At 60.4% G+C, this 23,344-nt stretch carries 18 protein-coding genes and 4 tRNA genes; 10 read left to right on the plus strand and 12 right to left on the minus strand.

What is annotated here, in order from left to right; translation table 11 throughout:
* Nucleotides 1–16: 16 nt before the first annotated feature.
* Nucleotides 17–2,524 carry an EAL domain-containing protein gene (locus PU634_RS06130; RefSeq protein WP_306763183.1) on the minus strand — a complete coding sequence of 836 codons (2,508 nt, stop codon included), beginning with the start codon at nucleotides 2,522–2,524 and terminating at the stop codon, nucleotides 17–19.
* Between the two features lie 276 nt (nucleotides 2,525–2,800).
* Between PU634_RS06130 and PU634_RS06135 the strand changes: the two genes are divergently transcribed.
* Nucleotides 2,801–3,274, plus strand: a complete 474-nt coding sequence (locus PU634_RS06135) for a hypothetical protein (protein ID WP_306763184.1) — start codon at nucleotides 2,801–2,803, stop codon at nucleotides 3,272–3,274.
* 463 nt (nucleotides 3,275–3,737) lie between these two features.
* On the plus strand, nucleotides 3,738–3,998 hold the full coding sequence (locus PU634_RS06140) for a DUF1496 domain-containing protein (RefSeq protein ID WP_306763185.1): 261 nt from the start codon (nucleotides 3,738–3,740) through the stop codon (nucleotides 3,996–3,998).
* A gap of 1 nt (nucleotide 3,999) precedes the next feature.
* On the opposite strand, the gene yfaE is transcribed toward PU634_RS06140, so the two are convergent.
* From yfaE to ubiG, 5 genes are all read right to left on the minus strand, one after another.
* A complete protein-coding gene (gene yfaE / locus PU634_RS06145) occupies nucleotides 4,000–4,272 on the minus strand; it encodes a class I ribonucleotide reductase maintenance protein YfaE (RefSeq protein ID WP_306763186.1) in 273 nt (90 codons plus the stop codon).
* Nucleotides 4,269–5,402: a class Ia ribonucleoside-diphosphate reductase subunit beta gene (nrdB, locus tag PU634_RS06150; RefSeq protein ID WP_306763187.1), complete on the minus strand. Its 1,134-nt coding sequence runs from the start codon at nucleotides 5,400–5,402 to the stop codon at nucleotides 4,269–4,271. Before nrdB ends, yfaE begins: the two co-directional genes overlap by 4 nt.
* A 117-nt stretch (nucleotides 5,403–5,519) precedes the next feature.
* Nucleotides 5,520–7,796 carry a class 1a ribonucleoside-diphosphate reductase subunit alpha gene (gene nrdA / locus PU634_RS06155; protein ID WP_306763188.1) on the minus strand — a complete coding sequence of 759 codons (2,277 nt, stop codon included), beginning with the start codon at nucleotides 7,794–7,796 and terminating at the stop codon, nucleotides 5,520–5,522.
* Nucleotides 7,797–8,130: 334 nt separating this feature from the next.
* Nucleotides 8,131–8,805 carry an HAD family hydrolase gene (locus PU634_RS06160; RefSeq protein ID WP_306763189.1) on the minus strand — a complete coding sequence of 225 codons (675 nt, stop codon included), beginning with the start codon at nucleotides 8,803–8,805 and terminating at the stop codon, nucleotides 8,131–8,133.
* A gap of 7 nt (nucleotides 8,806–8,812) precedes the next feature.
* Complete coding sequence (ubiG, locus tag PU634_RS06165) at nucleotides 8,813–9,511, minus strand: bifunctional 2-polyprenyl-6-hydroxyphenol methylase/3-demethylubiquinol 3-O-methyltransferase UbiG (protein ID WP_306763190.1); 699 nt, start codon at nucleotides 9,509–9,511, stop codon at nucleotides 8,813–8,815.
* A 150-nt stretch (nucleotides 9,512–9,661) separates the two neighbouring features.
* Here ubiG and gyrA point away from each other — a divergent pair, with 150 nt between their 5' ends.
* The 4 genes from gyrA to aroA all read left to right on the plus strand — a co-directional run bounded on the left by gyrA (nucleotide 9,662) and on the right by aroA (nucleotide 16,545).
* The gene (gene gyrA / locus PU634_RS06170) at nucleotides 9,662–12,274 is read left to right on the plus strand and encodes a DNA topoisomerase (ATP-hydrolyzing) subunit A (protein ID WP_306763191.1); all 2,613 of its coding nucleotides are present in this window, start codon (nucleotides 9,662–9,664) and stop codon (nucleotides 12,272–12,274) included.
* Between the two features lie 131 nt (nucleotides 12,275–12,405).
* On the plus strand, nucleotides 12,406–13,488 hold the full coding sequence (gene serC, locus PU634_RS06175; RefSeq protein ID WP_306763192.1) for a 3-phosphoserine/phosphohydroxythreonine transaminase: 1,083 nt from the start codon (nucleotides 12,406–12,408) through the stop codon (nucleotides 13,486–13,488).
* 566 nt (nucleotides 13,489–14,054) lie between these two features.
* Nucleotides 14,055–15,155, plus strand: coding sequence for a histidinol-phosphate transaminase (gene hisC / locus PU634_RS06180; protein WP_306763193.1), 1,101 nt, complete (start codon nucleotides 14,055–14,057; stop codon nucleotides 15,153–15,155).
* 103 nt (nucleotides 15,156–15,258) lie between these two features.
* Nucleotides 15,259–16,545 carry a 3-phosphoshikimate 1-carboxyvinyltransferase gene (gene aroA / locus PU634_RS06185; protein WP_306763194.1) on the plus strand — a complete coding sequence of 429 codons (1,287 nt, stop codon included), beginning with the start codon at nucleotides 15,259–15,261 and terminating at the stop codon, nucleotides 16,543–16,545.
* A 63-nt stretch (nucleotides 16,546–16,608) separates the two neighbouring features.
* Here the strand turns inward: aroA and PU634_RS06190 are convergent, their stop codons facing one another.
* Entirely contained in the window at nucleotides 16,609–17,004 is a 396-nt protein-coding gene (locus PU634_RS06190; RefSeq protein WP_306763195.1) for a MerR family transcriptional regulator, read from the minus strand.
* Nucleotides 17,005–17,120: 116 nt separating this feature from the next.
* Between PU634_RS06190 and PU634_RS06195 the strand changes: the two genes are divergently transcribed.
* Nucleotides 17,121–17,630: a hypothetical protein gene (locus tag PU634_RS06195; RefSeq protein WP_371319625.1), complete on the plus strand. Its 510-nt coding sequence runs from the start codon at nucleotides 17,121–17,123 to the stop codon at nucleotides 17,628–17,630.
* Here the strand turns inward: PU634_RS06195 and PU634_RS06200 are convergent.
* The 5 genes from PU634_RS06200 to PU634_RS06220 all read right to left on the minus strand — a co-directional run bounded on the left by PU634_RS06200 (nucleotide 17,627) and on the right by PU634_RS06220 (nucleotide 20,024).
* On the minus strand, nucleotides 17,627–19,447 hold the full coding sequence (locus PU634_RS06200) for an EAL domain-containing protein (RefSeq protein ID WP_306763196.1): 1,821 nt from the start codon (nucleotides 19,445–19,447) through the stop codon (nucleotides 17,627–17,629). The two genes, PU634_RS06195 and PU634_RS06200, sit on opposite strands and share 4 nt — an antisense overlap.
* Before the next feature lie 230 nt (nucleotides 19,448–19,677).
* Nucleotides 19,678–19,753: transfer RNA gene (locus PU634_RS06205), tRNA-Asn, on the minus strand.
* A gap of 14 nt (nucleotides 19,754–19,767) precedes the next feature.
* Nucleotides 19,768–19,843: transfer RNA gene (locus tag PU634_RS06210), tRNA-Asn, on the minus strand.
* A gap of 14 nt (nucleotides 19,844–19,857) precedes the next feature.
* A tRNA-Asn gene (locus PU634_RS06215) sits at nucleotides 19,858–19,933 on the minus strand.
* Nucleotides 19,934–19,948: 15 nt separating this feature from the next.
* Nucleotides 19,949–20,024, minus strand: a tRNA-Asn gene (locus tag PU634_RS06220).
* Nucleotides 20,025–20,869: 845 nt separating this feature from the next.
* Between PU634_RS06220 and phbB the strand changes: the two genes are divergently transcribed.
* From phbB to PU634_RS06235, 3 genes are read left to right on the plus strand one after another with little or no spacing between them, the layout of a single operon-like run.
* A complete protein-coding gene (phbB, locus tag PU634_RS06225; protein ID WP_306763197.1) occupies nucleotides 20,870–21,616 on the plus strand; it encodes an acetoacetyl-CoA reductase in 747 nt (248 codons plus the stop codon).
* A 37-nt stretch (nucleotides 21,617–21,653) separates the two neighbouring features.
* The gene (locus PU634_RS06230; protein ID WP_306763198.1) at nucleotides 21,654–22,865 is read left to right on the plus strand and encodes an acetyl-CoA C-acetyltransferase; all 1,212 of its coding nucleotides are present in this window, start codon (nucleotides 21,654–21,656) and stop codon (nucleotides 22,863–22,865) included.
* Between the two features lie 59 nt (nucleotides 22,866–22,924).
* Nucleotides 22,925–23,260 carry a phasin family protein gene (locus PU634_RS06235; RefSeq protein ID WP_306763199.1) on the plus strand — a complete coding sequence of 112 codons (336 nt, stop codon included), beginning with the start codon at nucleotides 22,925–22,927 and terminating at the stop codon, nucleotides 23,258–23,260.
* The last annotated feature ends 84 nt before the right edge of the window (nucleotides 23,261–23,344 follow it).

The following is a 23,344-nucleotide window of genomic DNA, read 5'->3' on the forward strand; positions in this document are numbered from 1 at the left end:
CCTGTGTGCCGGGGGATTATCCTTCGCACCTTACCCTGCTCAGCCAGTGTCTGGCAAAGTCCTCCGCCGGCAGCGGCCGGCCGGTCAGGTAGCCCTGCACCAGATCCACCGGGTAGCGGCCGAGTGCCTGCATCTGCGCCTCGGTTTCCACCCCTTCCGCCACCACCTTGAATTCCAGCTCCCGCGCCAGGCCGGCCACGGCGGCGAGAATGGCATTGCTGCTGCGGGACTCGCCCAGGCGCTGAATAAAACTGCGGTCGATTTTCAGGCTGTTGACCGGCAGATCCTGCAGATAGCTGAGTGAAGAATAGCCGGTGCCGAAGTCGTCGATGGCAATGGTGCAGCCCAGCTCGCGCAGGCCATAGAGCAGGGGAATGGCCTGCTGCTGCTTGTCGAGCAGCACGCTTTCGGTGAGCTCAATGCCGATAAGCCCGGCGGGCAGGCGGTGCTCGGCCAGCAACAGGCGAAACTGCACCAGCAGGTTGTGCTGCCAGAATTGCTGGGCCGACAGGTTGACCGACACCGGCACCGGCATCAGGCCCCGGTCGAGCCAGCGCCGTTGCTGGGCGGCCACCTGGTGCAGCAGGGTCAGGCCCAGCGGCACCATGAGCCCGGCGCGCTCCGCCAGCGGAATGAACTCGGCCGGTGACACTGGCCCAAAGTCGGGATGGTGCCAGCGGGCCAGGGCTTCGGCGCCGGCCAGGGTGCGGGTGGCGCGGTCGACCTGGGGCTGATAGTGCACGCTCAGGCCTTCGCCGCTTTCCACCGCATAACGCAGCGCGGTTTCCATGGCCAGCAACTGGTGCTGCTGGCGGTTCATGTTGTGGCTGAACAGCCGGTAGTCGTTGCGCCCTTCCTGCTTGGCCTGGTACATGGCGGCGTCGGCATGGTGCAGCAGCTCCTCGGCCGATGCGGCATCGTCCGGATACAGGCTGACTCCCAGGCTGCAACCGATGCGAAAGGGCTGATCGTGAATGTTGAAGGGCTCGGCAATGGCGTCGATCAGGCGCCGGGCCACCCGGCTGGCCTCATCGGGCTCGCTCAGCTCGGGCAGCAGCACGATAAACTCGTCGCCGCCGAGGCGCGCCAGGGTGTCGTCTTCCCGCAGCCGGCCACGAATGCGCCGGGACACGTCGAGCAGCAGCTCGTCGCCGGCGGCATGGCCAAGGGTGTCGTTGACCTGCTTGAAATGGTCGAGATCGAGAAAGATCACCGCCAGATGCTGCTGGCTGCGGTTGGCGTGGCGAATGGCCAGCTCCAGCCGGTCTTCCAGCAGACGGCGGTTGGGCAGGCCGGTGAGGGGATCGTAATAGGCCAGTTTGCGGATTTTGTCTTCGTTTTCCCGAATATGGGTAATGTCGGTGAACAGGGCGGCAAAATGACTGATATTGCCGTCGTTGTCCTGAATGGCGGTAATGGTCAGCAGCTCCAGGTAGAGCTGGCCGTTCTTGCGCCGGTTCCAGATTTCACCGCGCCAGTAGCCCTGCTCATGCAGGGTTTTCCACATGGCCTGGTAAAAGGCGGCATCGTGCCGGCCCGAAGACAGCAGGGCCGGAGTGCGGCCGATGACTTCCTCGGCGCTGTAGCCGGTGGTGTGGGTAAAGGACGGATTGACGAACACGATGCGGTTGTCGGCATCGGTGATGACGATGCTTTCCAGTGACGCCTCAATCACCCGCTCGGCCAGCTGCAGGTTGAGCCGGGAGCTGTGCAGCGCCTGATCCCGCTGCGCCAGCGCCTGCTGCAGCTGCTCCAGGTAGCGGTGCTCCACGCCGTTGATGATTTCACGAAAGCCCACCAGGCCCACTACCTTGTTGCGCTCTTTTACCACCAGGTGGCGTACCCGGTTGTCGATCAGCAGATCCCGGGCATGCAGCAGGCTGTCGTCGGGGCCGACCGACAGCAGCGGCCGGCTGGCCAGCTCACCGATGGGGGTGTTGCCAGGATGGCGGGCAATGCAGCGCACCATGTCGCGCTCGGTGATAATGCCGAGCTGTACCGGTGAGCAGCTGACCACGGCGGCGTCCTGATCGTGGCGCAGCAATTCCGCGGCCGCCCGGGCCAGCGACATGGTGCCCGGCAGCAGCAGGGGCGTGTCGTTCATGGCTTCGCTGATGCGGCGCAGGCTGAGATAGGGCTCCAGCCCCTGCTTGAGCGCCATGTCGGTTTGCGACACCATGCCGATGGGCGCGCCCTGCTCGTCCACTACCACCAGGTGCCGGCACTGGTGCCGGCGAAACCATTGTTCGGCCTCGGCGAGCGGCGTATGGCCCGGCAGGCTGTGCACCGGCTGGCTCATGGCGTGGCGAATGGGCAGATCCAGGCTGTTTGCCCGGGTCAGATCCAGCCGCAGGCTGTCCCGTTCGGTCCAGATCCCCACGGCCCGGTTGTTGTCCACCACTACAATGGAGCTGCAGCGGCGGGACGCCATGCGCTCGGCGGCTTCCCTGAGCGGTGTGTCGGGGGCACAGGTCAGCAGGCCGGTGTGCATCAGCCGCTCCAGGGTAAGATGGGCAGGGGGCATGTTGGAAAGTGTCACTGTGCTCTTATTGGTGTTTCGGTTATTGTTTGGCGCCCATACCTTATCCGGGGTGATTGGCCTTGGCAATGATCCCGCCGGGTTTTTACCGTCAGGGCCGTAACCGCCGGCGTACATTGATATGGGCCGCCGGCAGGCACAGATTACCGGTTGCCCTTGTCGTTTTGCTTATCATGTCTCTCTTTTGGCGGGCGCACACGGACAGTGGCAAAGCCATTTATATTCAGAGAGGCGGCATTGGAATCAAGCGGGAGGCATACCGTGAGCAGGAGACTTGGCTGGTTGTTGCTGTGGTTGCCCCTGGCCGGGTGCGCCGGTCAGCAGGAGCGGGCCCTGGCCCGGCTTGAGCACATTGCCGGCGAGGTAATGAACGCGCCCTGTGCCGAGCCCGAGTATGTTTATCGCCAGGTGGAAAATCCCCATGTGCCCGGCCTGATTGACGAAATAGAAACCCTGCGCTGCCCCGGGCTGGAAGCCCAGACCTACTTGTCCAGCGAGGCGGCGCGCCCCGACGGCATGCCGATTTATTTGCTGGTGAGCCGGCCCCATGCCGGGCTGCCCGCCTTTTTGCAGCCCGGCAGCCCGGGCAGTGGCCTGGCCGAGTGGCTGGGGCCGCCCGCCGAACGCAATCCCGTGCGCTGGCGCTACGGCTCGGCGGAGACCACGGAAACGGTCACCATAGAGTGGCGGGACGGGCTGATCCGGCAGTTGCGCTGGGAGTGGTATTTTGACTGAGCCGGCAAAAAGGGCGCCGTGATGGCGCCCCCGGAGCGGTACCGAAAGTCCGCTTATTCTGCGTTATTGCGTTTTTCCCGTTTCTCCTGACGTTTTTCCTTCAGGGTTTTCTGGGCTTTCTTTTTCACCTTTTCCTTGCTCATGATTTGGCTCCGTTTATTTCTCGCCGGCAAAAGGTGCCGTTTTCCTTTTGCGCGGCGCAAAATTGTCGTGGTCACGACAGAGTTACAACATGATCACGGCAAAACCACTACTTCAAGGCGATGTCTCCCTTATCAGTTGCCATGGTGGCAAAACCAACAGAACAAACCATCCCAAAGCGCCAGCATGCCTTTGCAAGTGACTAAAAAAACAGGAAAAATAATTACAGTTACCCTAGCCAAGGGCGAGCGGAAAAGCAAGCCGCGCCCGCTCAGCCAGTGTTAAACTGAAACCGAATGCTCAGGGTGAGAGGAGAAAAAAGATGAAATACCTGATGTTGGGTGCCCTGTGGGGGCTGTCGGCCCTGGCGACGGCCAATACTCTTGCCACCGCGCCGGTGGAGCTGAACATTGCCACCGGCACCGAGCCGGTGTGTTACTTTGAAGACAAGCGTTATTCCCGGGGGGCGGTGATCCAGATGGGATCCCAGTGGTTTGTGTGCGAGCGGGAAAAGTCGTTTGAGCAGAATGGCCGGTTGAGCTGGCATCCCTTTGATCCCACCGCCGGCAAGCGTCGCGACTGATTCAGGCCTGCTGTTTCAGGGTCAGCAGCGCTATGTCGAGCCGCACCTCGCCCTCGGGCTGGCAGCAGCAGGGCAGCACGTCGCTGCCGGCCACAAAGGCCAGCGGCTCCTGCTGGTAGCGCACGGTGCCGGCCAGCAGCGACGTGCGGCAGGCGCCGCAGTAGCCGCTGCGGCACTGGTATTCCACCGCGTGACCGGTGCGCTCCAGGCCGTCGAGCAGGGTTTCCCCCGCCCGCAGCTCGAAGCTGAGATCCCGCGTGTGCACCTTGCTCACAGTTCAAAGTCACCCAGGTCGTCGTGGCTCACCTGAGAGTCAATCTGACCCACCAGATAGGAGCTCACTTCCACTTCCTGGGGCGCCACCTGCACGTTGTCGGAAGACAGCCAGGCGTTGATCCAGGGAATGGGGTTTTGCTTGGCGCCGGCAAAGGCCGGCTCCAGGCCCACCGCCTGCATGCGCAGGTTGGTGATGTATTCCACGTACTGGCACAGAATGTCCTTGTTCAGGCCGATCATGGAGCCGTCCTTGAACAGGTATTCGGCCCATTCCTTTTCCTGAATGGCGGCGGCCTTGAACAGCTCAAAGCACTGCTGTTCACAGTCCTTGGCGATCTGCGCCATGTCGGGATCGTCGTCACCGCTGCGCAGAATATTGAGCATGTGCTGGGTGCCGGTCAGGTGCAGGGCCTCGTCCCGGGCAATCAGCTTGATGATCTTGGCGTTGCCTTCCATCAGCTCGCGCTCGGCAAAGGCAAAGGAGCAGGCAAAGCTCACGTAGAAGCGAATGGCTTCCAGGGCGTTGACGCACATCAGGCACAGGTAGAGCTTTTTCTTCAGCTCATACAGGTTGATCAGCACCTTGCGGCCCTTGATCTCGTGCTCGCCTTCGCCGTAGAGGTGATAGAAGTTGGTGTATTCAATCAGCTCGTCATAGTAGTGGGCAATGTCCCTGGCGCGTTTCTGAATGTGCTCGTTGGCCACGATATCGTCAAACACCCTGGACGGATCGTTGACGATATTGCGAATAATGTGGGTGTAGGAGCGGGAGTGAATGGTCTCGGAAAACGCCCAGGTTTCAATCCAGGTTTCCAGCTCGGGGATCGACACCAGCGGTAGCAGTGCCACGTTGGGGCTGCGGCCCTGAATGGAGTCGAGCAGGGTCTGGTACTTGAGGTTGCTGATGAAAATGTGCTTTTCGTGATCCGGCAGCGCCTGGTAATCGATGCGGTCCTGGGACACGTCCACTTCTTCCGGACGCCAGAAGAAGGACAGCTGCTTTTCAATCAGCTTCTCGAAGATTTCATATTTCTGCTGATCGTAGCGGGCCACGTTCACCGGATTGCCGAGGAACATGGGCTCTTTCATGTGATCGTTCTGAATTTGACTGAAAGTGGTGTAAGACATTTTTCTCATTCCGCAAAGACAAGAGCGCAGTGCCGCTCAACCACTCCGGGTGGTGTCAGCGACGCTGCGCACGGCGGCGGGAACACACCCGCCGCGAATTATTTCAGTAAGGCGCCTTTATATCTTGCAGGCGCCGCCGGCGCAGCCGTCATCTTCCTGCAGGTCGTTCTGGGCGTCTGCCGCACCGTCACGGGTGTTGTGATAGTACAGGGTCTTGAGACCGAACTTGTAGGCGGTGAGCAGATCCTTCAGCAGTTGCTTCATCGGCACCCGGCCGCCGTCAAAGCGGGCGGGATCGTAGTTGGTGTTGGCGGAAATGGCCTGATCCACGAACTTCTGCATCACGCCCACCAGCTGCAGGTAGCCGTCGTTGGACGGCATCTGCCACAACAGCTCGTACTGGCTCTTGAGGCGCTCGTACTCGGGCACCACCTGCTTGAGAATGCCGTCCTTGGAGGCCTTGACCGACACCAGGCCACGGGGCGGCTCGATGCCGTTGGTGGCGTTGGAGATCTGGCTGGAGGTCTCGGAGGGCATCAGCGCGGTCAGGGTGCTGTTGCGCAGGCCGGTGCTCTTGATCTCTTCCCGCAGGGCTTCCCAGTCCAGGTGCAGCGGCTCCTGGCAGATGGCGTCGAGATCCTTCTTGTAGGTGTCGATGGGCAGAATACCCTGAGCGTAGGTGGTTTCGTTGAACGCCGGGCAGGGGCCGAATTCCTTCGCCAGCTGCACCGAGGCCTTCAGCAGGTAGTACTGAATGGCTTCAAAGGTCTTGTGAGTCAGGCCGATGGCGCTGCCGTCGGAGTACTTGACGCCGTTTTTGGCCAGGTAGTAGGCGTAGTTGATCACGCCGATACCCAAGGTGCGACGGTTCATGGAGCCTTTTTTGGCCGCCAGCAGCGGGTAGTCCTGATAGTCGAGCAGGGCGTCCAGGGCCCGCACCGCCAGATCCGCCAGGCCTTCCAGATCTTCCAGTCTGTCGATGGCGCCCAGGTTGAAGGCGGACAGGGTGCACAGGGCGATTTCGCCGTTCTCGTCGTTGATGTCCATCAGCGGCTTGGTGGGCAGGGCGATTTCCAGGCACAGGTTGCTCTGGCGCACCGGCGCCACGCTCGGATCGAACGGGCTGTGGGTGTTGCAGTGATCCACGTTCTGCACATAGATGCGACCGGTGCCGGCCCGCTCCTGCATCATCAGCGAGAACAGCTCCACCGCCTTGACGGTGCGCTTGCGAATGCTGTCGTCGGCTTCGTACTGAACGTAGAGCTGTTCAAATTTGGCCTGATCCTCAAAGAAGGCGTCATACAGGCCGGGTACGTCGGACGGGCTGAACAGGGTAATGTCGCCGCCCTTGATCAGGCGCTGGTACATCAGGCGGTTGATCTGCACGCCGTAGTCCATGTGGCGCACCCGGTTTTCTTCCACGCCCCGGTTGTTTTTCAGTACCAGCAGCGACTCCACCTCCAGGTGCCACATGGGGTAGAACAGGGTGGCGGCACCGCCGCGCACACCGCCCTGGGAGCAGCATTTGACCGCGGTCTGAAAGTGCTTGTAGAAGGGAATGCAGCCGGTGTGAAAGGCTTCGCCGCCACGAATGGGGCTGCCCAGGGCGCGAATGCGGCCGGCGTTGATGCCGATGCCGGCGCGCTGGGACACGTAACGCACAATGGCGCCGGAGGTGGCGTTGATGGAGTCCAGGCTGTCGCCGCACTCGATCAGCACGCAGGAGCTGAACTGGCGGGTGGGGGTGCGCACGCCGGACATGATGGGCGTGGGCAGGGAAATCTTGAAGGTGGACACGGCGTCATAGAAACGGGTCACGTAGTCCAGCCGGGTTTCTTTCGGATACTTGGAGAACAGGCAGGCGGCCACCAGCATATAGAGGAACTGGGGGCTTTCGTAAATGTCGCCGGTCACCCGGTTCTGCACCAGGTACTTGCCTTCGAGTTGCTTGATGGCGGCGTAGGAGAAGTCCATGTCGCGCTCGTGGTGCAGGCGCGCATTCATGGCCTCGAATTCTTCGCGGCTGTAGTCGGCCAGAATATGCTGGTCGTACTTGCCCATTTCGGTCAGGCGCACCACGTGGTCATGGAAGTGAGGCGGCTCAAAGCGGCCGTAGGCCTTTTTGCGCAGATGGAACATGGCCAGGCGGGCGGCCAGATACTGGTAGTCCGGGGTCTGCTCGGAGATCAGATCCGCGGCGGCCTTGATGATGGTCTCGTGAATGTCTTCGGTGCGAATACCGTCGTAGAACTGAATATGGGAGCGCAGCTCCACCTGGGAAACGGACACGTTGTCCAGGCCCTCGGCGGCCCAGGTGATCACCCGGTGGATCTTGTCCAGATCGATGGGTTCCTTGGCGCCGTCGCGTTTGGTAACCAGCAGATGTTTATTCATGAGATGGACCTTCTCCCAGTGGTGTTGTGCCGCGCACCCCGTGCGTGACAACCACCCTATATAGTGTGGTTGCTGTGTGGCGGAAACACAACATCTAGTTGTCTTAGTTGGAATGGGCACAATATAGTGGGTTGGGGGGCGATTCTCAACCCGGGCCGGATCTGGGCAGCTTGTGGATAATCTGTGTGAACCGGGCCTATGTTTGCGTTCACTAACTGCTGTGCCGTTGGCGTTCTGGCATTGCCAAAACACTGGTTTTTTTGTGGCCGGCGAAAAACTTTTTTTAAAATATTTGGCTTGCAAAAAACGGGGGCTTGGGGATCCGCGGGATCTTTCAGCAGCGGGCGCCAAACGCCCCTTGCAGCCAGCGGCTGAGTGCCGTGACCGACTCCATCACGCCCTTCGCCTGCCAGTTGTAAGGATCCTCGCCTGCCGACACATAGCCCCAGCCGGCGGCCAAGGTAGCCATGCCGGCGGCCAGTCCCGCCTCGATGTCGCGACGATGATCGCCCACATACACGCAATGGCCGGGGGCCACGCCCAGGCGCTCGGCGGCGTGCAGCAGCGGGGCCGGGTGCGGCTTTTTCACGGTCAGGGTATCGGCGCTGACGGTCACACCACACTGCGCGAACAGCGGCATTGCCGCCAGCAGCGGGTCGGTGAGCGCCGCCGGCTTGTTGGTGACCACCCCCCAGGGAATGGCATTCTGGTTGAGCCAGCCCAGCAGCTCGGGCACACCGGCGTAAGGCTGAGTGTGGTGGCACAGGTTCTGGCGGTAAAAACCGAGCATGCGCTCCCGTAATGCTTCAAGGCCGTGCTGTTCAATCAGGGCCGGCGGAATGCCGGCTTTCAGCAGGGCATAGGAGCCGTCGGAGGTGGTGCAGGCCAGTACCTCGTCGGGCAGGGCGGTGAGGCCCAGCCCGGTGATCACATGGTTGGCGGCGGCGCCCATGTCGCCTGCGGTGTCGAGCAGGGTGCCGTCGAGATCAAATAATACCGCCTTGTACATGACCGTCTTACTCCGGTTTGATGGCGTGCACCATGTAGTTGACGTCCGCATCGTGGCTGAGCCTGAAGTCGCCGTGCAGCGGCCGGTAGACCACGCCCTGAATGTCCTTCACCACCAGACCGGCGGCCTCGATAAAGCGGCACAGCTCGGCGGGGCGAATGAATTTGCGGTGATCGTGGGTCCCCTTGGGCACCATTTTCAGCAGATGCTCGGCGGCGCCGATCATCAGCAGCCAGGCCTTGGGGTTACGGTTGATGGTGGAAAACACCAGATTGGCGCCGGGTCTGGCCAGGCGGGCACAGGCCGCCACCACGGAGGCGGGCTCGGGCACGTGCTCCAGCATTTCCATGCAGGTGACCACATCATATTGCCCGGGTTGCTCCCCGGCCATCTGCTCGGCGGTGGCCTGGCGGTAATCGACACTCACACCGCTTTCCAGGGCGTGCAGCCGGGCCACCGCCAGCGGCTCCTTGCCCATGTCGACGCCGGTGACCTCGGCGCCTTCCCGGGCCAGGCTTTCACTGAGAATGCCGCCGCCGCAGCCAATGTCGATCACCCGCTTGCCAAACAGGCCATCGGCCTTGTCGGCAATCCAGCCAAGGCGCAGCGGATTGATGCTGTGCAGGGGTTTGAAGTCGCCGTCCATGTCCCACCAGCGTGAAGCCATGGCCTCGAATTTGTCGATTTCCTGTTGATCTACGTTCATGAAACAGCCTTGTGCCTGGGCGATTGGGGAGCCCATTATAACCAAGCGGGCAGGGGTCGCCAGCTTCACTGGTCCCGTCGGGCCGGAACTGTGCTAGAATGGCTCGCTTTTTAAAGCCATATAATCAATAACCTGGGGACAAGGCTTGCTATGACCGATTTGGCCCGAGAAATCATGCCGATCAACATTGAGGAAGAGCTGACCCGCTCCTACCTCGATTACGCCATGAGCGTGATCGTGGGGCGGGCCCTTCCCGATGTTCGAGACGGCCTGAAACCGGTGCATCGCCGCGTGCTGTTCGCCATGAACGAGCTCGGCAACGACTGGAACAAACCCTATAAAAAGTCGGCCCGTGTGGTGGGCGATGTAATAGGTAAATATCACCCCCACGGCGACAGCGCGGTATACGACACCATAGTGCGCATGGCACAGGACTTTTCCATGCGCTACACCCTGGTCGACGGCCAGGGCAACTTCGGCTCGGTGGACGGTGACTCCGCCGCGGCCATGCGTTACACCGAAGTGCGCATGGACAAAATCGCCCACGAGCTGCTGGCGGACCTGGACAAGGAAACCGTTGACTGGGTGCCCAACTACGACGGCACCGAACTGATCCCGGCGGTGATGCCCACCAAGGTACCCAACCTGCTGGTGAACGGCTCTTCCGGCATCGCCGTGGGCATGGCCACCAATATTCCGCCCCATAACCTCAACGAGGTGGTGGATGGCTGCCTGGCGCTGATTGATGACGAGCACATCAGCATCGACCAGCTGATCGAGCTGATACCGGGGCCGGACTTTCCCACCGGCGGCATCATCAACGGCAAGTCCGGCATTCTCGATGCCTACCGTACCGGTCGCGGCAAGATCTACGTGCGCGCCCTGGCGGAGATTGAAACCGATGAGAAAAGCGGTCGCGAGACCATTATTGTCTCCGAGCTGCCCTACCAGGTGAACAAGGCCCGGCTGATCGAAAAGATCGCCGAGCTGGTTAAGGAAAAACGCATCGAGGGCATTTCCGCCCTGCGCGACGAGTCCGACAAGGACGGCATGCGCATCGTGATCGAAGTGCGCCGGGGCGAGGTGGGTGAGGTGATCCTCAACAACCTGTACGCCCAGACCCAGATGCAGACCGTGTTCGGCATCAACATGGTGGCGCTGGACAACAACCAGCCGCGCACCTTCAACCTGAAGGAAATGCTGGAGTGCTTTATTCAGCACCGCCGCGAAGTGGTGACCCGCCGCACCGTGTTTGAACTGCGCAAGGCGCGGGACCGGGCCCACATCCTGGAAGGCCTGGCGATTGCCCTGGCCAACATCGATCCGGTGATTGAACTGATCCGCCGCTCGCCGACCCCGGCGGAAGCCAAGGCCGGCCTGCTGGCGCAGGGCTGGGAACTGGGCAATGTGGCCAGCATGCTGGAGCGTGCCGGTGATGACGCCGCCCGTCCGGAATGGCTGGAGCCCGAGTACGGCATTCGTGACGGTCAGTACTACCTGACCGAGCAGCAGGCCCAGGCCATTCTGGAACTGCGCCTGCACCGGCTGACCGGCCTCGAGCATGAGAAGATCCTGGAAGAATACAAGGCATTGCTGGAGCAGATCGCCGAGCTGCTGCACATTCTCAACAGCAGTGCCCGGCTGATGGAAGTGATCCGCGAAGAGCTGGAGGCGCTGAAAGAGCAGTTTGGCGACCAGCGCCGCACCGAAATCACCACCTCCAGCGCCGAGATCAACATCGAGGATCTGATCACTCAGGAAGATGTGGTGGTGACCCTGTCGCACCAGGGGTACGTCAAGTACCAGCCGCTCACCGACTACGAGGCTCAGCGCCGCGGCGGCCGCGGCAAGTCGGCGACTCGCATGAAGGAAGAAGACTTCGTCGAGCGGCTGCTGGTGGCCAATACCCACGACACCATTCTGTGCTTCTCCACCGCTGGCAAGGTGTACTGGCTCAAGGTCTATCAGTTGCCGGAAGCCAGCCGCACCGCCCGTGGCCGTCCCATCGTCAACCTGTTGCCGCTGGACGAGCACGAGCGCATCACTGCCATTCTGCCGGTGAAGGAATACGCCGACGACAAGGCGGTGTTCTTTGCCACCCGTCAGGGCACCGTGAAGAAAACCGAGCTGACCGCCTTCAGCCGGCCGCTGGCGTCGGGCATTCGCGCCATCAACCTGGTGGAGGGCGACGAGCTGATTGGGGTGGACATTACCGACGGCGACAACGAGATCATGCTGTTCTCCGATGCCGGCAAGGTGGTGCGTTTCCATGAAGATCAGGTGCGCGCCATGGGCCGGACCGCCACCGGCGTGCGCGGTATTCGTCTGGGTGACAACGACAGCGTGGTGTCGCTGATCGTGCCCCGCGGCGAGGGCGCCATTCTCACCGCCACCGCCAACGGTTACGGCAAGCGCACCGCCCTGGAAGAGTACCCGACCAAGAGCCGGGCCACTCTGGGCGTGGTGTCCATCAAGGTGAGCGATCGCAACGGTGCCGTGGTGGGGGCCATTCAGGTGGACGAAACCAACGAGATCATGCTGATCACCAATGGCGGTACCCTGGTGCGTACCCGGGTGTCGGAAGTGAGCCTGATCAGCCGTAACACCGCCGGCGTGCGTTTGATCCGTACCGGAGAAGACGAGCAGGTGGTGGGCTTGCAGCGCATTGAAGAACCGGAAGACGACGAGCCCATCGAGGGCGAGGAAGGGCTGGATGCCGGGGACGTGAGTGATGCGTCTGCACCGGCCAGTGATGAAGAATAAAAAATGAGGCCTGCGGGCCTCTTTTTTGTGCTCTGGATCGGATTTTGCTTTGACTTGGCGCGTGAGCGCCGTGTAAAACGACAGAGCGCCGGTGTTGCGGCGCCATACATTAGCAGGTTAACTCAGGGAAAATGGAGAAGATGGTTTACAACTTCAGCGCAGGTCCGGCCATGTTGCCGGTGGAAGTGATGCAACGGGCCCAGGCCGAGTTTCGCGATTTCAACGGGCTGGGCGTGTCGGTGATGGAGCTCAGCCACCGTGGTGCCGATTACATTGCGGTGGCGGAGCGGGCCGAGCGGGATCTGCGCGAACTGATGCACATCCCCGACAACTACAGGGTGCTGTTCCTGCAGGGCGGCGGTCGCGGCCAGTTTGCCGCCGTGGCGCTGAACCTGATGGGCAAGAATGCCAGGGCCGATTACATTGTCACCGGCCAGTGGTCCCGTGCCGCGGTGGCCGAGGCCGAAAAGGTGGGTACCGTGCGGGTGCTGGACGGTTTTGAGCCCGGTGAAGGCCCTCGCAAACTGGCCACAAGCTGGGATCTGGATCCCTCCGCCGCCTATGTGCATTACTGCCCCAACGAAACCGTGGAAGGCATCGAGTACGACTTTATTCCCGATACCGGCGACGTGCCCCTGGTGGCGGACATGTCGTCCACCATTCTTTCCCGCCCGGTGGACGTGAGCAAATTCGGCATTATCTATGCCGGCGCCCAGAAGAATATCGGCCCCTCCGGCCTGGCGGTGGTGATCGTGCGTGACGATCTGCTCGATCAGGCCTGTCCGAATGTGCCGGCGATCATGGACTACGCCGCCATGGCCAAGGCTGACTCCATGCTCAATACCCCGCCCACTTATGCCTGGTACCTGGCCGGTCTGGTATTCCAGTGGCTGAAGGAAAAAGGCGGTGTGGAAGCCATTGGCAGGCAGAATCAGGCCAAGGCCGAACTGCTGTACAGCTATGTGGATGCCAGCGACTTTTACGAGAACCGGGTTCACCCCAGCGCCCGCTCCTGGATGAACATTCCGTTCCAGCTGAAGGACGAGTCTCTCAACGAGGCCTTCCTGAAAGAGTCAAAAGAAGCCGGTTTGCTGGCGCTCAAGGGTCACCGCATTGTAGGCGGCATGCGTGCCAGCGTATATAACGCCATGCCCATTGAAGGCGTACAGGCCCTGGTCGACTTTATGGACGACTTCGCCAAGCGTAACAGCTGAGCTGAAGTGTGAAGCTATGATCTTATGAGTTGTCTGTAAGCCCCAAAGCCTGTTGCCTGTCAGGCCGTGCACTGTCGTCTGCCAAAGCGCACTGCTTCGCCGGCACGCCGTGGGAAATGACACTCAATGTTTCAAGCCGCTGCGAACATACTAAATGTTCGGTCGGCTTGAAACATCTCGTCATGGCGAGCAAGCTCGCCCCATGTAGGCTCCGCTGCGCATCTGACCGCCACGGATGGCGGGAATGCCGAAAATGCAGGAGCAATTTTCGGCCCTGGCGCAGAGGGCGCGGCGAAGCAGACGCCCTTTGGCCTCCTCGGTAATCACTGGGTTGTCAGAAGCAACTTGCAGGCAATATCGGCGTATCACGAAGCAGCAGCGGGGATTGCCGGAGCCGACCGTCAAATGCCAGGGATGGCATTTGCCGAGCGTCCCATGGATGGGCTTGAAGCGTGTCGGCGGAGCGCAACCGCGCTGTTGCTTCGCATTGCGGAGTAACTGACAACAACCAGCTTCAGGCTGGCTTTGTGTTAGGCATTACTCAAATAAGTATTTAAGGAGCCATTGTGAGTATTGATTTTCTGGCCCTGGCCAACCCGGGCGTACCGGGTCTGCATCCTTATCAGCCGGGCAAGCCGGTGGAAGAGCTGGAGCGTGAGCTTGGCATCAGCCACAGCGTCAAGCTGGCTTCTAACGAAAACCCGTTGGGCCCGGGCCCCAAGGCCATTGCCGCCATTCAGAAGGCGTTGCCGGAGCTGGCCCGCTACCCGGACGCCAACGGCTTTGGCCTGAAAACGGCCCTGGCCGGCAAGCTGGGGGTCAACACCGATCAGCTTATTCTGGGTAACGGCTCCAACGAGCTGATCGATCTGCTGTTCCACACCTTTGTGGGCCCGCAGCAGGAGGTGGTCTATTCCCAGTACACCTTTATTGTGTATGCCCTGGCCACTCAGGCCCATGGCGCCCAAGCGGTGGAAGTGCCGGCGGTGGACTGTGGCCACGATCTCGACGCCATGGCCGCGGCCATTACTCCGTCTACCCGGCTGGTGTGCATCACCAACCCCAACAACCCCACCGGTACCTTCCTGACCAAAGAGGAAGTAAAGGCCTTTATGGGCCGTGTGCCAGAACAGGTGCTGGTGGTGCTGGATGAAGCCTATACCGAGTACGTGGCCGAAGACGAGCGGCTGCCGTCCATCGACTGGCTGAAGCAATACCCGAATCTTATCGTGTCCCGCACCTTCTCCAAGGCCTATGGTCTGGCGGGCCTGCGGGTAGGCTACATGGTGTGCCATCCCGAGCTGGTGGGGGTGCTGAACCGGGTGCGTGAGCCCTTTAACTGCAACAGTCTGGCGCTGGCGGCAGCGGAAGCGGCCTTGAGTGACGAGGCTTATCTGGCCGAGGCGGTGGCACTGAATAACCAGGGCATGGCCATGTATGAAGCCTTTTTCAAGGAGCGGGGCCTGAAGTACATTCCGTCCCGGGCCAACTTTATTACCCTGGATCTGGAGCGCGATGTCGCGCCTGTGTATCAGGCGTTGCTGCGTGAAGGGGTGATAGTGCGGCCCATCGCCGGCTACGGCCTGCCTACCTGCCTGCGCATCAGCATTGGTCTTGAAGCCGAAAACCGGCGCTGCATTGAGGCGCTGAAAAAAGTGCTGGGCTGATCCGCCTTGCTCGCCGCAACGGGGCAAGTGGCTTGCCCTGATTCGCGAGCCCTGATAACGTCAGGGTAGCTTCGAACGTTTTATTCCCATCTCCAGGAAGATTATGGAAAGCCTCAAACTATTCCCCATTGCCCGGGTGGAGGGCACGGTCAACCTGCCCGGATCCAAGTCGGTGTCGAACCGGGCGCTGCTGCTGGCCGCCCTGGCCCAGGGCACCACCCGCCTGACCAACCTGCTCGACAGCGACGACATTCGTCACATGCTGGATGCGCTTAAACAGCTGGGGGTACAGTATGAGCTGTCGGCCGACAAGACCGAATGCGTGGTGCACGGGCTGGGCCGGGCGTTCAGCGCCGCCGAGCCGCTGTCGCTGTTTCTGGGCAATGCCGGTACTGCCATGCGGCCTCTGTGTGCCGCCCTGTGCCTGGGCACCGGCGAATTTACCCTGACCGGCGAGCCGCGCATGTGGGAGCGTCCCATCGGCCACCTGGTGGATGCCCTGCGCGAAGCCGGCGCCGACATCAGCTACCTCAAGACCGACGGTTACCCGCCGGTGTTCATCAATGGCAAGGGCCTGTGGGGCGGCGATGTGCATATCGACGGCTCGGTCTCCAGCCAGTTCCTCACCGCCTTTCTGATGGCGGCCCCCATGGCGTCCGGCGACACCCGTATTCATATCAAGGGCGAGCTGGTGTCCAAGCCCTACATCGACATTACTCTGCACATCATGAAACAGTTCGGGGTGGTGGTGGAGCACGATCACTACCGGACCTTCTACATTACCGGCAACCAGACCTATGTGTCGCCGGGTACCTTCCTGGTGGAAGGGGATGCGTCGTCTGCCTCTTATTTTCTCGCCGCCGGTGCCATCAAGGGCCGGGTGCGGGTCACCGGTATTGGCCGCAACAGCATTCAGGGCGATATTCGCTTTGCCGATGTGCTGGAAGCCATGGGGGCGAAGATCACCTGGGGCGACGATTTTATCGAGGCCGAGCATGTGGGCCCGCTGAAGGCGGTGGACATGGACATGAACCACATTCCCGATGCGGCCATGACCATTGCCACGGCGGCGCTGTTTGCCGAGGGCACCACCCGTATCAGTAATATTTACAACTGGCGGGTGAAGGAAACCGACCGGCTTTACGCCATGGCCACCGAGCTGAAAAAGCTGGGGGTTGAGGTGGAAGAAGGGGAAGACTACCTGGTGGTCAATCCCGCAGCGACGCTGCAGGAGGCGGACATCGCCACCTACAACGATCACCGCATTGCCATGTGCTTCTCGCTGGTGGCCCTCAGCGACACCCCTGTGGTGATCCTGGATCCGGGTTGCACTTCCAAGACCTTTCCGGACTACTTCGACAAACTGGCCAGCGTCAGCCATCACGAATAAAGCAAACGCCCCGCCATTGCGGGGCGTTTTTTCCTGCAGGTCTCACATGGCATGTGAGCCGCCTCAGTGATGTTTCATTTTCTCCAGGGCGTCCCGGGCCTTGATGTCGGCGGCGTCCAGCTCGGCCAGCACCTTTTCAATGTCGTCCTGTTGCTGCTGCAGCACAATGCGCTTTTCCGCGATCATGGCGATCATGGAGTGCAGCTGGGGCCGGGTATTGTGCTCGGCATCGTAGAGCTCAAACAGCTCGCGCATTTCCGCCAGGCTGAAGCCCAGGCGCTTGCCCCGCAGGGTCAGGGTGAGGCGAATACGGTCCTTGTGGCTGTAGATGCGGCTGTTGCCCCTGCGCTTGGGGGTCAGCAGGCCCAGCTCCTCGTAATGGCGCAGGGTGCGGGGCGTAATGTCAAACTCGTCGGCCAGCTCGGATATGGTATAGGTGACTTCCTTATTGGGCATCATGACAACTCCTGCTACTGCGAATAAACAAGTTTGAGCGGCGCACCTTACACCCAAGGGGGCAGGCTGTGAAGTCCGGCTTTGACTCACACCGGCTATTACGCCAAGATTGTTGCTTTATGGCAACCGGCGGAGACGGCGTGTTTATTTTCAAGGTCAGGGATGGTGAAGGCGGCCAGGCACAAATCCGCATTCAGGCGCTCGACTGGAGCGAACAGGGCGACGTTGCGTTCAGTGCCAACAGCGATGCCCTGGCAGTGGCTCTGCTGTCGGGCTGTCGCAGCGGCCGAGGCCACTTCACGCTGCTTGCCGGCGCCAAGCCCATGGACGTGGAGCAGTGGCTGGAATACCTGCAGGAGCAGGGGCGGCTTACGGAAGTGGACGTGGACATCTACAGCCCGCTGAACGAAGATTACGCCGGCCTGTGTGGCCTGGACGAGCAGCAGGTGCAGACCCTGCTGCAGCTCGTTTACAAGGTGGGGGGCTTTAACCGGTTGCAGATCATGCGTTATCTCAAGCACCGTAAAAACCCGTCCACCATGTCTACCCGCTACAGCCCGGAAGAGCTCACCCGCTATCGCCACCTGGGTGAGCTCATCAACTATTTAATCAAGCTGAAGTCGGCCTAAACCGCGGTCAGCGTCAGCCCCTTGAAGTCGGTCAGTGGCACGGGCTTGCTGATCAGATAGCCCTGGACACCGTCGATGTACATGGTCTCCAGCAGCCGTTTCTGATCTTCCGTTTCCACCCCTTCCGCGACCACGTGGCAGCCCAGCCGCTGGGCCAGATCGATGATCATGCGCACAAACTGCTGGTTGGCGCTGTCGTCCTGCAGGTGGCGTACCAGCTCGGGATCCAGCTTGACGTAATCGGGCTTGAGATCCTTCAGCAGCCGGAACGAGCCGTAGCCGTGGCCAAACTTGCTGATGGCCGAGCGGGCGCCACTGCGGCGGATCATCTCCAGCAGCCGTTTGCCGCTGGTCAGCTGGTGTTCCAGTACATGTTCATCCAGCTCAAAGACCAGGCCGGCGGTGACATTGGGGTTGCGCATCAGCACCCGCTCCAGCCAGATCATAAAGGAGCTCTGCTGCAGGCTGGCGGGGGTCAGGTTGATGGCCCAGCGCTGAGCCGGCAGCTCGTTGGCGGCGACCTTGCGCAGGATCATCTCAATGATCTTCTGCTCAAACAGCATCGACATGCCCAGGCGCTGCAGCATGGCAAACACGGTGGACGCGGGGTAGACACCGCCGCTGTCGTTGGGGAAGTGGGTAAAAATCTCGTTATAGCCGGGCAGGGACGGTTTGAGCAACCGGGCCGGCTGCACCATCAGGCGAATACGGTCGCCGTCGAGCATGCTCTGCAGCCGCTGGCGCCACTGGCTTTCACCCAGATCTTCGTCGTCGCTGTTTTTCAGCACGATTCGCCAGCCATTGGGCTCGCCACTCTGGGCCTGGGCCAGGGCGGAGTCGGCGCGGATCAGAATGCTTTCCGGCGACTGACCCGGCAGCAGCTGGGTAAAGCCGATATAGGCGGCACAGTCCAGCTCGTGCACGTCCTGATAGTGATACAGCTCCTGCTGCAACTCGGTGCCCAGGGCCTTGGCCAGCGGCTCGCACTGCCCGGGGGCCAGCACGGCAAGGTCGCTGCCGCTGATGCGGTAGGCATGGGCGCCGAGGCGGGACTGAATAACCTTGCGCACCAGCCGGGAAATATCCTGCAGATACTGATCGCCGGCCTGAAAGCCATGACGGCTGTTAATGTCCTGCAGGGCGCTGGCGCGTACCAGCATCAGGGTGGCGGTGGCCAGGCGGTTTTCGTTGGTCAGCAACTGGGTCAGATCCCGCCGAAAGGCATAGCGGTTGCCCAGGGTGGTGAGGCTGTCCCGGTTGCTTTGCTGTTGCGCCTCTTCCAGCTCGCGCTGTATCTCGTCCAGTTGCTGGCGGTAACGCTGGTGCAGTTCCACAATCTCCTGGGCCAGGGGATCGTTGGGCTCGGCGCGGGTCTGCTCCGGTGTTTGCAACAGGCTGTGAAGGTAGGCCTGGCGTGAATGCATGGTGCGCCGGTAGCGGCCATAGAGGCCGCCACAGAGCAGCAGGCTGGCCAGTACCAGCGGAACGGACACGCTCAGCCACTGACGGGTGGCAGCCTGCGTATCGAGGCGGTAAAACAGCGCCTCGTTGTTCAGTTGCTGCACCTGGCCCAGCTCTCCGAACCACCAGGCGTCGGGGCTGTGCGCCAGTGAGCCGGTCCGGCTCAGCCCGGCCAGGCCGGGCACCTGCTGCGGGCTGTTTTCTTCGGCGGACAGGGCCGGCAGTTGTGGTTGCAGCAACTGCTGCCAGTGGCCGAGCGAGCGCAGGGTGGACCACCAGGGCAGCAACAGGCTCAGCACAACAAGCAAAACGGCCACCAGCAGCAGGGACTGACTGAAAGAACGGGATTCCCGCATAATCGGCATCCTTGTAATAACGGGACAAGTCGCAGAAAGAAGCATGCCGTTGTCTGTCGGGAACATGGTGCATGAGTCGCACTAAACAGAAGCAGGGCAACGGCGTTACTCACTTGGTGCTCATGATGAGTCAAGCCGTGGGGAATGACAAGGGCACAGCGGCAGGGAATGCGACCCGTTGCAGGCCGATGGCAACAAAAAAGCCGGCACTGGGCCGGCTTTTCGGTGTGTGGCTCCCCCTGCTGGACTTGAACCAGCGACATACGGATTAACAGTCCGCCGTTCTACCGACTGAACTAAGGGGGAACAACTTTTCAAACTGGCTCCCCCTGCTGGACTTGAACCAGCGACATACGGATTAACAGTCCGCCGTTCTACCGACTGAACTAAGGGGGAACAACTTTTCAAACTGGCTCCCCCTGCTGGACTTGAACCAGCGACATACGGATTAACAGTCCGCCGTTCTACCGACTGAACTAAGGGGGAACAACTTTTTTAAACTGGCTCCCCCTGCTGGACTTGAACCAGCGACATACGGATTAACAGTCCGCCGTTCTACCGACTGAACTAAGGGGGAAGAGGCATCGCTTGAATGCGTGGCGCATGTTAAAGGCTGACCCTGGGGCTGTCAACACTGAAAATGGCTTTCCCTGTAAAATCAGTCTGTTTGCTGCAATAGTGTGCGCTGGGGGCGAAAATGCGTGCAGGGTGAGTAAAATCCGACCATGGTCGAGAGTTCGGCCTCGTGGGCTGTGCGAGGACGAGCGCTATTCAGGTGTGTGTTGCTCACTCTATATAGAAGGCAAACGACAATGGAGGAGGTAACGGCCTTCGCGACGAGAGCCTGTTTTTACGCCTGTTCCTGTGGGCCGGCTGACGGCTGTTGTCATTGTTGCCGGAGCGTGGCGGTCATCACGATGAAAAATATTTTCGACAAGCAGGTCAGGAATTGACGCCGTAGCAGGGAATTACACCGGTCGTTTGTAAAAAGCCTGTTAATAAAACAGGGCCGGTTGAATCATTAAAAAACTTTTTAATAAACGAAACCGCCAAATAAAAGCTGCGACATCGCACCTTTTCAATACACAATGAGAAAAGCCACGACAAAACAGGAGATAACATGCTGTTAAAAAGGAATTTTTCATGTCTTTTGCTCGGGCGTTGAGCCGTCTTGTTGTTTTTCTACAGGAGTTATTTAATTAAAGAACGAGGCGGGAGAGGTCTTTTTATTGGAAGGAATTATTTTAATGCATTTGTCATAAATATAAGGTTATAGTGTTTGGGTCTGGGCAGGGAGTTGGTTCAGATGCGGTATATAGAAATCGAATTGTGTTGTTGTTATTGTCAACAATGATTGTTGGCGGTGTACACAAAAATAAGTTTGGCTTTCTTTTTATTGTATATACATGGAGTACAGTGTTCATGACCGACAAGAAAATCGCTTTGGTAACCGGCGCGGCAGGTGGAATTGGTACGGAAGTTTGTCGTCTGTTTGCAAACAACGGCTACAAGGTGCTGGCCACGCACCGTCCCGGTAAAGAGCAGCAGGCCGCCAACTGGCTGCAGGAAGAAGGCCTGGCCGGCAAGGACGTACAGCTGCTGGCACTGGATGTGTCTGATCATGAAGCGATTGGTGAAGTGCTTGCGGATACCCTGCGGGAGCTGGGCCGCATCGATGTGCTGGTGAACAATGCCGGCATCACCCGGGACGCGACTTTCAAAAGAATGACCTGGGAGCAGTGGAAAGAAGTCATGGACACCAACCTGAACAGCCTGTTCAGCGTTACCCAACCGATTTTTAACAAAATGTGCGAGCTGGGCAGCGGTCGCATTATTAATATTTCCTCCGTAAATGGTCTCAAGGGCCAGTTTGGCCAGGCCAACTATTCCGCCGCCAAGGCCGGCATGATTGGCTTTACCAAGGCATTGGCGGCCGAAGGGGCCCGTTTTGGCGTCACCGTCAACGCCGTGGCGCCGGGGTATACCGCCACTCCCATGGTGACCGCCATTCGTGAAGACGTGCTTGATTCCATCAAGGCCACCATTCCCCTCAAGCGCCTGGCCACCACCGAAGAAGTGGCTGGTGCCGTATTGTATCTGGCCGGTGAGTACGGCGGCTACGTGACCGGCGAAACCCTGTCGGTCAACGGCGGCCTTTACATGCAATAAGCCCTGCGACTTTTATTTTACGGAGCGAAAAATCATTATGTCTGAACCTGTATACATTGTTGCGGCAAAACGCACTCCCATTGGCGCCTTTCTCGGTGCGCTGAAAACCGTTTCTCCCGCCGAGCTGGCCGCCGTTGCCATCAAGGGGGCGCTGGAGCAGGCCAAACTGTCCGGCAGCGACGTGAATGAAGTGATCGTCGGTAACGTGGTCAGCGCCGGCCAGGGCATGGGCATCGGCCGTCAGGCCGCCCTGGCCGCCGGCATTCCCGCGGGCATTCCCGCCTACACCCTCAACATGGTGTGCGGCAGCGGCATGAAAACCCTGATGGACGCCTGTGCCCATATCAGGGCCGGTGACGCCGAGGTGGTGGTGGCCGCCGGTTGCGAAAACATGTCGCAAATTCCTCATGTGGTGAAGGGCGATCTGCGCAACGGCCAGAAAATGGGCGACATGACCCTCTCCGATCTGCTGATCAGCGACGGCCTGACCGATGTGTTCAACCAGTACCACATGGGGGTGACCGCCGAAAACGTGGTGGCTCAGGAAAACATCAGCCGCGAAGAGCAGGACGCCCTGGCGGTGGCCAGCCAGTCGAAGGCGGTGGCCGCCATCGAAGCGGGCTTCTTCAAGGACGAAATCGTGCCGGTGGAAGTACAGACCCGCAAGGAAGTAATCACCTTTGATACCGACGAATACCCCAAGGCCGGCACCACCACCGACGGTCTGGCCAAGCTGCGGCCGGCATTCAAGCGTGACGGCGGCTCGGTGACTGCCGGCAATGCCTCCGGCATCAACGACGGCGGCAGCGCCATTATCGTGGCCAGCAAGTCTGCCGTTGAGCGTCTGGGCCTGACGCCGCTGGCCGAGGTGGTCAGCTACGGTCAGGGCGGTATCGATCCGGAAATCATGGGGCTGGGTCCGGTGCCCGCCATTGCTCAGGCGCTGGACAAGGCCGGCCTGAAACTGGCCGACATTGAGCGTTTTGAACTGAACGAAGCCTTTGCCGGCCAGGCCCTGGGCGTGGTGCGCCAGCTGTCGAAGCAGCACGACATTGCCGAGCCGGTCCTGTTGGAAAAAACCAACAAAAACGGCGGCGCCATTGCCCTGGGTCACCCCCTGGGTGCCTCGGGCAACCGCATCATGGTTACCCTGCTGTATGAGCTGCAGCGCAGCAACACCCGTCTTGGCCTGGCGTCACTGTGCGTGGGCGGCGGTATGGGTACCGCGGTGATTCTCAAGCGCGTGTAAATTGTTGGGCGGTGCTTTGGCACCGCCTTCGGGTAAATAGCCATTTAAAGGACGTCATCATGTACACGGATATTTTCAAGACCTTCAACGACCAGACCGAAAAAGCCTTTGGTCCCCTGTATCAGTACAACCAGCTGGTTGCCAAAAACTTTACTGCCCTGACCAACCTGCAGCTGGAAGCCGCCCGCCAGTATGCCGACATTGGCCTGGCCCAGTTGCAGGCCAACAGCCAGATCCGCGACGTGCAGGGCCTGGTGACCAGCGGGGCCAAGCAACTGGAAACCATGACCCGCATAAGTCAGCAGATGATTGAAGACGGCAAGAAGCTGGCCGAGCTGGCCCAGGAGTTCAAGGCCGGCCTGGACAGCCTGGCGGCCGACGCCAGCAAGGGCTGAGTCCGCACGGCCTTTCCAGTGCTTGCTTGAAGGGAAGGGGCCGCAGGGCCCCTTCCTGTTTGCCGGGCAACCTGTGCCGGCGTA

It is taken from the genome of Oceanimonas pelagia (assembly GCF_030849025.1).
GTDB classification, from domain to species: Bacteria; Pseudomonadota; Gammaproteobacteria; order Enterobacterales; family Aeromonadaceae; genus Oceanimonas; species Oceanimonas pelagia.

Excerpts from the sequence above, each read along its gene's own strand:
- PU634_RS06130 (WP_306763183.1), bottom strand. The coding sequence starts at position 2,524 with ATGCCCCCTGCCCATCTTACCCTGGAGCGGCTGATGCACACCGGCCTG.
- PU634_RS06140 (WP_306763185.1), top strand. The coding sequence starts at position 3,738 with ATGAAATACCTGATGTTGGGTGCCCTGTGGGGGCTGTCGGCCCTGGCG.
- nrdB (WP_306763187.1), bottom strand. The coding sequence starts at position 5,402 with ATGTCTTACACCACTTTCAGTCAAATTCAGAACGATCACATGAAAGAG.
- nrdA (WP_306763188.1), bottom strand. The coding sequence starts at position 7,796 with ATGAATAAACATCTGCTGGTTACCAAACGCGACGGCGCCAAGGAACCC.
- PU634_RS06160 (WP_306763189.1), bottom strand. The coding sequence starts at position 8,805 with ATGTACAAGGCGGTATTATTTGATCTCGACGGCACCCTGCTCGACACC.
- ubiG (WP_306763190.1), bottom strand. The coding sequence starts at position 9,511 with ATGAACGTAGATCAACAGGAAATCGACAAATTCGAGGCCATGGCTTCA.
- gyrA (WP_306763191.1), top strand. The coding sequence starts at position 9,662 with ATGACCGATTTGGCCCGAGAAATCATGCCGATCAACATTGAGGAAGAG.
- serC (WP_306763192.1), top strand. The coding sequence starts at position 12,406 with ATGGAGAAGATGGTTTACAACTTCAGCGCAGGTCCGGCCATGTTGCCG.
- aroA (WP_306763194.1), top strand. The coding sequence starts at position 15,259 with ATGGAAAGCCTCAAACTATTCCCCATTGCCCGGGTGGAGGGCACGGTC.
- PU634_RS06190 (WP_306763195.1), bottom strand. The coding sequence starts at position 17,004 with ATGATGCCCAATAAGGAAGTCACCTATACCATATCCGAGCTGGCCGAC.
- PU634_RS06195 (WP_371319625.1), top strand. The coding sequence starts at position 17,121 with ATGGCAACCGGCGGAGACGGCGTGTTTATTTTCAAGGTCAGGGATGGT.
- PU634_RS06200 (WP_306763196.1), bottom strand. The coding sequence starts at position 19,447 with ATGCGGGAATCCCGTTCTTTCAGTCAGTCCCTGCTGCTGGTGGCCGTT.
- phbB (WP_306763197.1), top strand. The coding sequence starts at position 20,870 with ATGACCGACAAGAAAATCGCTTTGGTAACCGGCGCGGCAGGTGGAATT.
- PU634_RS06230 (WP_306763198.1), top strand. The coding sequence starts at position 21,654 with ATGTCTGAACCTGTATACATTGTTGCGGCAAAACGCACTCCCATTGGC.
- PU634_RS06235 (WP_306763199.1), top strand. The coding sequence starts at position 22,925 with ATGTACACGGATATTTTCAAGACCTTCAACGACCAGACCGAAAAAGCC.